The sequence below is a fragment of the Novosphingobium sp. SG720 genome (genome assembly GCF_012275365.1).
Taxonomy (GTDB): Bacteria; Pseudomonadota; Alphaproteobacteria; order Sphingomonadales; family Sphingomonadaceae; genus Novosphingobium; species Novosphingobium rhizosphaerae.
Window position 1 is genome coordinate 325431 of the sequence record NZ_JAAZQN010000001.1, and the last position, 11721, is coordinate 337151.

The following is an 11721-nucleotide window of genomic DNA, read 5'->3' on the forward strand; positions in this document are numbered from 1 at the left end:
TGCGATTGTGTCCGCTATCGGGGGAAGGTCAAGGCTTTATGGTCCGGTCCACTGCCCGTCACAGCGCAAGGCGCGTGTTTTGCGCAAGAGCCAGGTTTCGGCCACCTGCTGCCCGCGCCCGCCGCCGCCCGCCCCGGCCCGCGCCACGAACGCCAGCGCAAGCCGGCCCCGGCCGGTCAGGCCTGCGGGAATGGGCACTTCGATATAGGCCGGGTTGGCGGCGCGGTTTTGCGGCGGCAGAATTTCCTGCCCGTTGGCCCGGACTGCCATCGATCGCCAGTAATCCTCGCCCGCCCAGGTAAAGCGCAGGCACCAGGCGCCCCCGCGCGGCAGGCGATAGGAGAGGCGCAGCGGATTTTCGTAAAGCGTTTCGGCATAGGTCAGCGTGGCGAGCGGCCAGCCATCGGCGGGCAGGTGATCGGCCACGCCGATGATGCTGCTGGCCCGGCCTTGCGGATCGGCCCGTTCGCCTGCGCCGCGCAGCAGGTGGGGCTGCGCGCCGGGCATGCCCAGATCGTCATAGAGCGCGCCGTGGCGCCGGTCGGCGCGGTCTGCCAGTGCGGCCAGCGCCGCCGCTCGCGCTGGCTCGCCGGGCAGGGCCAGCGCCGCGGCCATGCGCGGGGCGAGCGCCACGCGGTCGGTCAGGTCGGCCATGGCGCGGTCGAGATTGGCGCCGCGTTCCCAGTTGGACGCGCCATAGCGCGGGACGCTGAGCTGCATCCGCGCCTTGTCCCACAGCCGCGCGGCCAGCGTTTCCAGTCGGTGGTACAGCGCCACGGTGGCGGGCGCTTCGGGCCGGGCAAAGGCGCGGCGGGCTGCGGCAACCGCCCGCGTGCTGCCTGTGCGTGGGGCTTGGGCCAGCGCCGCGCGCGCCAGTGCATCAGCCGCTTGGGCCGCGGCCCAGCGGCGCGCCACCAGGGCATCGTAGACCGCGCGATAGCGGTAGAGGTCGATCCGCCAATCGGCCCAGCGCGCGGGGCGCAGCGCGGTGGTGGCGGCCAGAGTCCGGCCGATTGCGCGATTGCGCGCCGGATCGCCGCGCCAGCCCTGCTCCAGCGCCAGGGGCAGGGCGGCAAAGCGATCGTCCCCGATGAAGCGGCGCGCGTGGGCAAGGGCGATGGCGCGGGGCAGGGCGCGCTGGTTCCACGCCAGGGCCAACCATTGCGCCAGGTTCCAATCGTCGTTCACCCCTTCGGAATAGGCGACGAAGCCACGCGTGCCGGGCGCCTGGTCGGCAAAGGCGGCGGCCATGGCGCGCGGGCGCGGGTTCACCGGCTCGCGCCCTTGCGTCAGCGCAAAGGCCGGGTGCCAGCGTTGCAACGGCAGTTGCGCGTGCATGGCGTGGGCGGTGTCGGGATAGAGCTCCAGGGGCACGACCCCGGCAAACAGGGCGCGATGCTGCGCGATGGAAGCGCGCGTTTGCGGACCGACGAACACCGCCGAAAGCCAGGGCGGGCGGGCGCGGACTTGCGCCACGAAGGCAGCGAAGCCGGCGGCATCGAAGCCTTGCGAAGACACCAGCATTTCCGCCCCAGGAAACCGCGCATGGAGCGGCGTGGCGAGCTGCCCCAGCAGCGCGAACAGCGGCGCGGGCGCCGTGTGCCCCGGATCGCCACCGGGAAAATAGACCGCATCGAGCGCGGGAAAATCTGCGATCAGCGCGGCGAAATCGGCCCGTTCGGCGGCCACGTCCGCCGGCTTGGCGTAATCGCGCAACAGGGGATAATAGAGCGCCACCTGCAAGCCCAGGGCCTGGGCCGCGCGGGCCGTGGCCAGGATCGCGTCGCGCGCGGGCAGCGGGGCTAGCGGGCTGGCGGCGGCATCGTCGGAAACGGGGGCAACCAGTTGCACGCGGTTGGCGCCCATCAGCGCCAGGTCTTCCACCTGCCGGGCCAGCATCGCCGGGGTCCAGGCATCGAAGCTGTTGTTCTTGGCGCGGATGCCGATCTGGTCGCCGCGCACAGCCATGGCCGGGGCGCTGTGCACCGGGCCGGAGAGCGCCAGCTGCGTTCCCTGCATGTGGCCCAGGATCCACCCGGCGGCATAGGCGGCGCTGCGGGTCTGGCCCACCTGCACCATGATCGTGCGCCCGTGGCGGCCTATCGCAAAGCCTTCGCCCAGCGCGGGCATGGTTTCGAACCGCAGCGTGACCGGGCAGGTGGGCGCGGGATGGATCCCGCGCTCGTGCAGCCGCCGGGCGAGCAGGTCTGCCCCCGCCCGCGCCGGCCCGTCTGCCACCACGCAGGCGCCGGCGAGACTGGGCGCCGCCGCCAGCGCAAGCAGGGTGAGCGCCGCGCTCACGAGGCGGCTTGCGGCCTGCCTGCCGGCGCGCTGGCAAAGCGCTTGTCCGGCTCTGCCTGCATGTGGAACACAAGGGTGCCGCCCGCGATCAGTTCGGCATGGCGCAGCCAGCACCGGTCAAGCGGCTGGCCGTTCCATTCCACTTTGCCGTAATAGGGCTTGTCCGGCCCTTGGCCGCGCGCCTCGATCACCAGTTCCTTGCCCGCGCCCACGGAAACCCGCGCCTGGTCGAACAGCGGGCTGCCCAGCACATAGACCGCGCTGACCGGATCGACCGGATAGAAGCCCAGCGCCGAAAGAATGAACCATGCGCTCATCTGCCCGCAATCGTCGTTGCCGATGATCCCGTCGGGCTTGTCGGTGTACATCGTGGTGAGCAGGCGGCGCACCATCGCCTGCGTCTTCCAGTGCGCGCCGCACCAGGCATAGAGATAGGCAACGTGGTGCGAAGGCTCGTTGCCATGAGCATATTGCCCGAGCATGCCCGAAATATCCGGCGGGGCGCCCTTGGGCAGGGTGGAAGGCGCGGCAAACAGCGCGTCGAGCTTGGCCTCGAACCCGGCCTCGCCGCCCAGCGCCGCCATCAGGCCAGGCACGTCGTGCTGGTTGAGGAACGTCGCCTGCCAGCCGTTGCTTTCGGTATAGTCGCGCCATTTGGACGAGTGGCCCAGTTGCACCGGGTCATAAGGGCTGGTCCAGCTGCCATCGGACAGGCGCGGGCGGGCAAAGCCCACGCTGGCGTCAAACACATTGCGCCAGTTGCCGCTGCGCTTTTCCAGGTGCGCGGCATCCTGCGCCGCGCCGGCCGCCCGCGCGATTTTGGCGGCGGCATAATCGTCATAGCTGTATTCGAGCGTGCGGCTGACGCTTTCAAACAGCAGGTCTGCCGGCACATAGCCCAACTGGTCATAGAGCGGGATGCCCAGCGAATTGTCCTGCGTGGGCGTGGTGAAATCCAGCGCGCGGCGGCGGATGCCGGGCCAGGCGGCGGCGTAATCGGCGGGGATGCCCTTGGCCATGCCTTCGGCCAGCACGGGCACGGCATGCCAGCCGATCATGCAGCCGGTTTCCACCCCCTGCAGTGGCCAGACCGGCGGGCCATAGGGGCTTTGCTGGGTCTGGCGGATCAGGTCGGCCATCATCGTGGCGGCGTGGGCCGGGCGGATCAGCGTCTGCAACGGATGGAACGCGCGATAGGTGTCCCACAGCGAATAGGCGCTATAGGCCGCTTCGCCCTGGGCCAGGGTGTGGACCTGGCGGTCGAGGCCGATCGTGCGCCCATCCACATCGCTCAGCAGTGTGGGGCCGAGCGCGGCGTGGTATTGCGCGGTCGCCATGATGGTCTGTTGGGCCGCGGTGCCGCCCTTCACGGTGATCCGCGCCAGTTCGCCGTCCCAGGCCGCTTGGGCCGCCTTGGCATAGGCATCGAAATCGAAGTGCGCGGCTTCGGCGGCCAGGTTGGCGCGGGCGCCGGCCACGTCCACGGCGGAAATGCCGGTCCGCACCACGATCGGGGCGCTGCCCGCGTCGGGAAACCAGGCCACGGCTTTCAGGCGCTTGCCGGTAATGGCGCGCGTGCCGGGCGGGCAGGGGGCGTTGTCGTCGGCAAAGAAATCGATGCGGGCGGGCGCGCGCGAGAATTGCATGGCGAAATAGATCTGCCGCCCCTTGGCCCAGCGCCACACGCGGCGCGTGCCCACCAGCGTGCCATCGTCCAGCCATTCCAGCGCGGCGGCGTCGATCAGCGGGGGAAAGTCCGAACTGTCCTGCACCAGGTGCGACAGGTCGATCAGCAGGTGCCCTTCGCCAGCGGGATAGGCGTGACGCTGGATGCCGGTGCGCAAGGTGGCGGTGAGTTCGCTGGTCACCCCGTTTTCCAGCGCGACGCGGTAATAGCCGGGCCGCGCGTCTTCGCGGGCATAGCGCAGGCGATAGCCCTGTTCCGGCTTGTCGAGCGGGCCGGGATCGAGCCGCAGCGCCCCGCGCGCGGGCACCACCAGCACGTCGAGCATGTCGCCAATGCCGGTGCCCGAAAGATGCGTGTGGGAAAAGCCCAGCAAGGACGCATCGCCGTGGTGATAGCCAGAGCACGTGTCCCACCGCGCGGTGTCGGTATCCGGGCTCACCTGCACCATGCCGAACGGCAGGCTGGCGCCGGGGAAGGTGTGCCCATCGCCGCCCGTGCCGATGAACAGATCGGGCATGCCGGGCGCGGTGCGGCGGCCGCCGTGCCGGCGCGGCGCGGCCAGCGCGGGGGCGCCGGTGCCGGCCAGCAGGGCCAGGTGGCACGAAGCGCGAAGCAGACTGCGGCGGGCCACGGGGAGCTTTGCTGGGGGGATCATGGCGTATTCCATGGCTGGATGATCATGACACGACAATGCCTGCCGGTGCATTGCATCCGGCAGGCATTGCGAGGGGGCGCATGGCAAGGGAGCAAGCATGCCATGCGCCGGCGGGGTCTGGGGTTACGGCTCAGTAAGCGAACTGCAAGGTGGCGGCGAACACGCGGCCGTTCTTGTAGAACGCGGTCGGCGCCGACTTGGTGCCGCTGTACGAGAAGTAGGTGGAGTCGAGCAGGTTCTGGGCATTGGCCTGCACGGTCAGGTTCTCGTTGATCTTGTACCCGATCGAGGCGTCGAGCTGGTGATAGCCGGCGGTCTTGTCCACCGAGTTGAGGCGGCCCACCCCGGTGAAGTAGTCGCTGCGCCAGTTCCAGCTGACACGCGCCTGGAACCCGTCCTTTTCGAAGTAGGGGATCACGTTGACCGTGTGCTTCGACAGGTAGGGCAGGTTGACCACGTTGCCATCGGCATCCACGCCGCTCTTGGCATCGGCGAAGGTGTAGTTGGTGAGAATGCCAAAGCCACCCCAGATCGGCGTCTGGAAGCCCACCGACACGCCGTTGACCTTGGCGTTGCTGGCGTTGACCGGCTTGGTCACCTGGTATTCCTGCGCCGTGGTGCTGCCCAGCGGGGTGAGCATTTCCGACACGGTCTTGGTCACGATGTACGAGCTGATCTCGCGGCGGAAATATTCCACCGACAGCAGCGAACCGGGGCGGAAATACCATTCGGCCGACAGTTCATAGTTGGTCGACTGATAGGGATCGAGATCCGGGTTACCGGTGCTCGCCGTAAGGTTCGTGTCGCTGCGGCTGAACGCGCCGGCCAGCTGGGCATAGCGCGGACGGGCGATCACCTGGGCCACGGCGCCGCGCAGCTTGAAGGTGTCGCTGATGTCCCACGACAGGTTCAGGCTGGGCAGGAACTTGAGGTAGTCCTTGTTCGACACCGTGGGGGTATAGGTGTTGCCGCCGTCGGTGGTGGCGTAATAGTTCGACCGGTCGCTGGTATAGACCATGCGATAGCCGCCCGAACCGTGGATCGGGCCCGTGCCGAAGTCGAGCTGGACATAGGCGTTGGCGACCTTTTCGCGCACCTTGTAGGTGGAGCTCTTGTCGATGCCGGTGTCGACATAGATGCCGGCGTTCAGCGCGTCGATCACGCCCTGCTCGGTCAGCGTGGCGAACTGGTTGGAGTTGCCGTTGTCATTGAGGCCGCTGAACAGGCCCGAGGGCGTCAGGTGGGTGGTGAAATCGCTGAGCGAGACCTGGTCGGTGTAGAACACCTTCGAGCCCGTGACGGTCAGCGCGTTTTCGTGGCTGGAGGCCTTGATGCCCATGCGCACGTCCTTGAAGAACGCGTCGCTCACGTCCCACTTGCCGTCGAGCTGGCCATAGAATTCCTCGTCCTTCTGGCGCGAGGTGGCGATGCCGCCGATCTGGTAGCCGGTGATCGTGCTGCCATCGGGCAGGGTCTGGGTGGAGGTGGAGAAGCGGCCCCAGCTGCTCGTGTTCGTCGGCGCGGTATTGTAGTTCACGCTGGTGGACGAGCCGGTGTAGTCGAACGTGTAGCCGCCGTTGGAATAGAGCGACATCAGGTATTCGGGGTTGGTGCCGCCGGTCGCCTTGCTCCAGCCGCCGTTGCCCGAAAGCGTGAAGCTGTCGCTCAGGCGCCAGGTGCCCGCCAGGTTATAGCTGTCGTTGGTCACCTTGGTCTTGCGATAGTTCATGTCCAGCTCGGCCTGCGTGCTGGTGCCATCGGCCATCGTCGCCTTGGAAATCAGGCCGTTGGACAGCGTGACCGACGAGATGTTGCTGGGGTTGTAGTTCGGATAGATGAATTCCGACTGCGAGAAGTTGTTGTAGGTGCCCTGGATGTGCATGCCCGTGGCGATCAGCTCGAAATCGCTGCTGGGGGCATACTGGATCGCGAACTGGCCGCCGATGCGCTGGCGCGTCTGCTTGAAGTAGGCGTGGTTGATCCCGGCCGGATAGCGCGAGTTGGCCAGGTCGGAAAGGCTGCCGCCATTGACCTGGAGCGCCGAATTCTTGGGGATGTAGTTGCCGCTGGCGTCGGTCAGCAGGTTGCCGTCGGCGTCCTTCTGCAGGAAGTCCTTGCCGGTGGAATAGCCGAAGTATTCGATCCCGGCGCGGGCCAGCGAGTCCTTGTCATAAGTGCCGGCAACCAGGATGCCGAACGTCTCGTCCTTGTTCTTCCAGCTGTACATCAGCGAGCCGCGCGGATTGGCGATCTTGGAGCGGTCGTTGTAGTTGACGCCGATCGAGCCGGTCAGCGAGTTCGCCTTCATGTCCAGCGGCTTGCGCGTGCGCACGATCACCGTGCCGCCCAGCGCGCCTTCGTCGATCCACGGTTCGGGCGACTTGTAGACTTCGACGCGCGAGATCACTTCGGGCGCGAGCAGCGAATAGTTGAACGTGCGGCCGGTCACGTCGCCGGGGCTGCCGCCCCAGTCGGCCGAGGCGATCGAGTGCCCGTCGATGAAAATGCGGTTGAGCGCCGGATCGGTGCCCTGGATCGACACGCGCTCGCCAATGCCGAACTGGTGGTCCACCGCCACGCCGGGAATGTGCGAAAGCGATTCGGCCACGTTGCGATCGGGGAACTTGCCCACGCCTTCGGCGGTGATCACGTCCATGACGGCAATCGCGCTGCGCTTGACGTCGATCGCGTTCTTGAGCGAGGCACGGATGCCGGTCACGGTGATGGCATCGGCGGGCGTCGCGTCTGCACTGGTGGAAGCGGCGTCGGCGCTGGCCGGTGCGGCGGCCTGGGTGTCCTGTGCCATGGCCGGCGACGAAACGATCGACGCTGCGGTGGTGGCAAGCAGTGCTGCGCGGAAGAATGACATCTTAGAACCCCCAATCCCACCCGGTCGTCCGGGTACGATGCTGTTGAACCCTGAAACGGTGTTTGCTCACCTTGCTGCGGCTGTTCACCTCATTTTGGTTTGTAACCAATCTAAGTCCAACCGCCGTGCAATATGTCACTTAAATGAAACCGCATGTCCACCAAAACTTCACGATCGGCGGCGCGGCACAGCGTTCCGAAATACCTTGAAAAAATGTGGGAAAATTAAGGGGTTCTGCGCAATCTGTGCGATGGGTGGTGCGGCATATCGGCCGCGCCGCGAAAATTTTTTCGGTTTGCCGTGGTCATGACCAAAACAAAGCCACATCAGGCAAGGTGTGATTCGCGGTGCCGGCAGGCATGGCGCAACCGATATGGCGGCAGGGAGGCACGATGCTGGAAGTCTGTGTAGAAGATGCAGCGGGGCTGGCTGCGGCGCTGGCGGGCGGTGCGGCGCGGGTGGAACTGTGTGCCGCGCTCGATCTGGGTGGATTGACGCCGCCCGCCTCGCTGGTGGCCCTGGCGGCACGCCAGCCTTTGCCGGTCCATGCCCTGGCTCGGCCGCGTCCCGGCGATTTCCGCTATGACGCGCAAGACCGCGCGCTGGTGCGCGCCGATCTGACCAGCTTTGCCCAGGCCGGGCTGGCCGGTGCGGTGATCGGTGGTGGTGGGCCCGAAGGCCTTGATTGCGCGGCATTGTCGGGCTGGGTGGCACATGCGCACGATCTCGGTGCCGCCCGTGGCTTTCCCCTTTCGCTTACCCTGCATCGCGTGTTCGACCTGCTGGACGATCCCTTGGCCGGGCTGGAAACGGCGGTGGAACTGGGGTTCGATCGCATTCTCACGTCCGCCGGCGCTGTCCGCGCGGGCGACGCCGTCGATCGCTTTGCCGCCCTGGTACGGGCCGCGCGCGGCCGCATTGCGATCATGGCTGGCGGCGGGCTGGATCCGGCCGTCGTGGCCGCGTTGCGCGCTGTGGGCGTGACGGAATTCCACGCTTCGTGCCGCGTGGCGGTATCGTGGCCGGGCCCGGATGCAGACCTTGCCCGCCTCGTCGCGCTGGGCTTTGCCGCCGACCAGCCCGCGCGGCAGACCGATCCTGCCCGCGTGGCCGCATTTCGTGCTGCAACAGATTGAAGTGGTATTATAAAGGCATCGTTTTGAAGCCGTCGTCGATCGCTTGTCTTACGGGGCAAGATCCACGCTGCCGGTCAGGCCGGCAGGGCGGCCGGTCTCTGCCTGGATCAACACCACGAGTTCGCGCGGTGTGTTGCCCGGCGGCACCGTCACGGCCAGCGCCGCGGGCGCGGGATCGGTCTTGCGCGCCAGCAGCGTGCCATCCAGCCAGATTTCCGCTGCCCCGGCCAGCCCGGCAAAGCGCAATTGCCCGCCATGCGCCGCCACTGCGCGCCATGGCGTGATCGTGGCGCGATAGCTGCGCCAGCCCGCCGGGCCGCTTTCCATGGCTGGCGTGCCCACGGTGTCCCATGAATTGTTGTCGCCCGCCGCCGGGGCCAGGGTGGCATCGGGCCGCGCGGGCAGCCGGGGCGAACGCAGCCAGCGTTCCACGCGCTGGCGCGGTGCCTCTGCCGCCACGGCGGGCGGCGCGGTGCGCGCCTCGCGCGGCAAAGTGAGCCGGGCGGGGGTGAGGCCGGGCGTGTGCGCTTCCAACACCAATGGCACCAGGCCGGCATCGCCCTGCACGATCGCCTGGGCCAGGCCGTTGAACAGGCTGCGCTGGGTGCCTTTCTCGCTTTCGTGGCTGTTGGGATCGCCATTGCCCAACCCGATGATCGCGCCGCCGCGTATGGACAGGCCGATGCCATGTTGCGCCACCGGCACATGGCGGCCACCGGCATCGATCGCATCGATGGTGATCGCCATGGCATCCGCCCCATCGCGCGCCAATGCCGTGCGCGCCGGGGTCAGCCGCAGGGCCACGGCGCGGCCCGTGGTTTCGTGCGCCATGCGCGCCACCACGCGGCCGCCATCAAGGGCCAGCGCTTCGATCCGGCCGGGCTGATAGGGGATGTGGAACGTGTGGCCCATGATCCGGTCCGCCTTGTCCACCCGCGCCACGGTCTTGCCGTTGAGGCGCAATTCCAGTGCGGGCGCGTTGGTCACGGCGAAGACTTCGATCGGTTGCCCTTCGCGGCCGGGCCAGGTCCAGTGCGGATCGATCCACACCATTGGCGCTGTATCCAGCCACTGCGCCTGGCGGATGCCGAACGCGGTCTTGGGAAACCCGCACAAGTCCATGATGCCAAAGAAGCTGCCCACGCTGGGCCAGGCATAGGGCGTGGGTTCGCCATGGTAGTCAAGGCCCGTCCAGACGAACCCGCCCGCCACGAACGGGCGGCTGGCGATGGCCTGCCACGACTGGCGATGCGTGGCGCCCCAGCCTGCCGCTTCCTTGTCCAGCGACGTGATCACGTGGGCGTCGGGCGCGCTGGTGAACGCCCCACGCGTGCCATAGGCGCTGGTGTCTTCGCTGCTCAGCATGGGCTGATCGGGATGCAGCGCGTGATAGCGATCGTAATCGCCCTGGTAATAGTTGAAGCCCATGAGATCGACCGCCTGGCCGACGTTCTCGGGATTGAAGAACCCGCCGCTCATCGCCGCGGTCACCGGGCGGGCCGGATCGAGCCGGCGCACGGCCGCGCGCAGGCGCCGCACCATTTCCTTGCCGGCATGGGTGCCCTGCATCGGTTCTTCGTTGAACACCGACCAGGCAAACACGCATGGGTGGTTGCGATCGCGGCGCACCAGCCATTCCAGCTGCGCCAAATAGTCGGGCGCGGGGTTGAACAGGCGGTTTTCGGCCATGACCAGGAAGCCCAGCCGATCGCACCAGTCCATCACTTCGGCAGAGCAGGCGCCATGCGTCATGCGGATGGCGTTGCAGCCCAGTTGCTTCAAGCGCTGCAACCGCCATAGCACCACGGAATCGGGCACAGCAACGCCCACCCCGGCGTGGTCCTGATGCAGGCACACGCCCTTGATCTTGGTGGCCACGCCATTGAGGAACATGCCGCGCGCGGGATCGAAGCTGATCTGGCGAAAGCCGATCGCCACGGTGCGGCGGTCGATCACCTGGCCCGTCGCCGGGCCTTCGCGTTCCAGTTCCACCACCAGATCGTGCAGCACCGGATCATCGGGAGACCACAGCGCGGGCGCGCCCCGTGGCGTCAGCACCATGCTCGCTTCGGCCTGGTCCAGGCCGGCCACTTGCGCGCTCGCTGTGCCCTGGCACAGCAGGCGGCCCTGCGCATCGCGCACCATGGCGCGCACCCTGGCGCCGGCCGGGGCATCGGCAAGGTTTCCCAGCGTGACGGTTATGGGCACCTGCCAGATGCCGTCGGCCGCCTGCACCGGATGGCCATGCACGCCATCGGCGGCGATATGCAGCGGTGGGCGCACCACCAGCCAGGCATGGCGATAGATCCCGGCGCCTTCATACCACCAGCCTTCGCGCACGGTGGCATCGGCGCGCACCGCGATCCAGTTGAGATCGTCGCCATAGCGGGCAAACGGGGTGAGATCGATGGTGACGCCGGTATAGCCCGACCACGAATGCGCCACTTCGCTGCCGTTGACCCAGACCGTGGCATGGCTGGCGATGCCATCAAAGCGCAGTTCGAGTTTTTGGCCCTCCAGCGCCGGGTCCAGCCGCACGAGGCGGCGATACCAGCCGATCCCGCGCGCGCGATAACCTTGTGAAACATTGGCCGTACGATCAAACGGTTGTGCGCTGGCCCAATCGTGCGGCAGAGTGACACTCTGCCAGTCGGATGCATCGAAATCGAGCGCGGCCGCGCCGCTTGCGTTGCCGGCCTTGACGGAAAGATAGGTGGCGTTGTGATCGGCCGGTTCGGGAAAGGGAATATCGCCCAGGTGAAACAGCCAGCCTTGATCGAGCGACAGGCGCCCCGGCTCACCCGCCGGCAGGCGTGGCGCGGCGCCGGGCAGGGGCGCGGGCATGCGCAGGCCGCCGGGCAGGGTGGCGGTGGGCGGCAGCAGGCCCCAGGCGGTGTCCGCCGCAAAGGGGCGTGCCGGCTTCGCCTGGCCCGGCGCAGCCCAGCCCAGGCCCTGCACCATGGCCCAGCCCGCCACCCCTTTCAGCAGGGTGCGGCGGGATGGCAGGGCACGATCGGCTGGCGGCATGGCGGCGGAGTCCCGGGTTTGGCGGCAAGGGTGGAACAGGATTTAC

General features: G+C 67.8%; 5 protein-coding genes. 1 reads left to right on the forward strand and 4 read right to left on the reverse strand.

Annotation, left to right across the window (positions count from 1 at the left end):
• Nucleotides 1-36 precede the first annotated feature (36 nt).
• From FHW94_RS01590 to FHW94_RS01600, 3 genes are all read right to left on the reverse strand, one after another.
• Nucleotides 37-2301, reverse strand: a complete 2265-nt coding sequence (locus FHW94_RS01590; protein ID WP_168554045.1) for a hypothetical protein — start codon at nucleotides 2299-2301, stop codon at nucleotides 37-39.
• Entirely contained in the window at nucleotides 2298-4643 is a 2346-nt protein-coding gene (locus tag FHW94_RS01595; RefSeq protein WP_210425436.1) for a GH92 family glycosyl hydrolase, read from the reverse strand. The genes FHW94_RS01590 and FHW94_RS01595 overlap by 4 nt, the downstream gene beginning before the upstream one ends.
• 130 nt (nucleotides 4644-4773) lie before the next feature.
• Complete coding sequence (locus FHW94_RS01600; RefSeq protein WP_210425437.1) at nucleotides 4774-7512, reverse strand: TonB-dependent receptor; 2739 nt, start codon at nucleotides 7510-7512, stop codon at nucleotides 4774-4776.
• Between the two features lie 392 nt (nucleotides 7513-7904).
• Between FHW94_RS01600 and FHW94_RS01605 the strand changes: the two genes are divergently transcribed.
• Nucleotides 7905-8648, forward strand: coding sequence for a copper homeostasis protein CutC (locus tag FHW94_RS01605; protein WP_168554047.1), 744 nt, complete (start codon nucleotides 7905-7907; stop codon nucleotides 8646-8648).
• A gap of 48 nt (nucleotides 8649-8696) precedes the next feature.
• Here FHW94_RS01605 and galA read toward each other — a convergent pair whose 3' ends face one another.
• Complete coding sequence (gene galA, locus FHW94_RS01610; protein ID WP_246865841.1) at nucleotides 8697-11675, reverse strand: beta-galactosidase GalA; 2979 nt, start codon at nucleotides 11673-11675, stop codon at nucleotides 8697-8699.
• Nucleotides 11676-11721 lie beyond the last annotated feature (46 nt).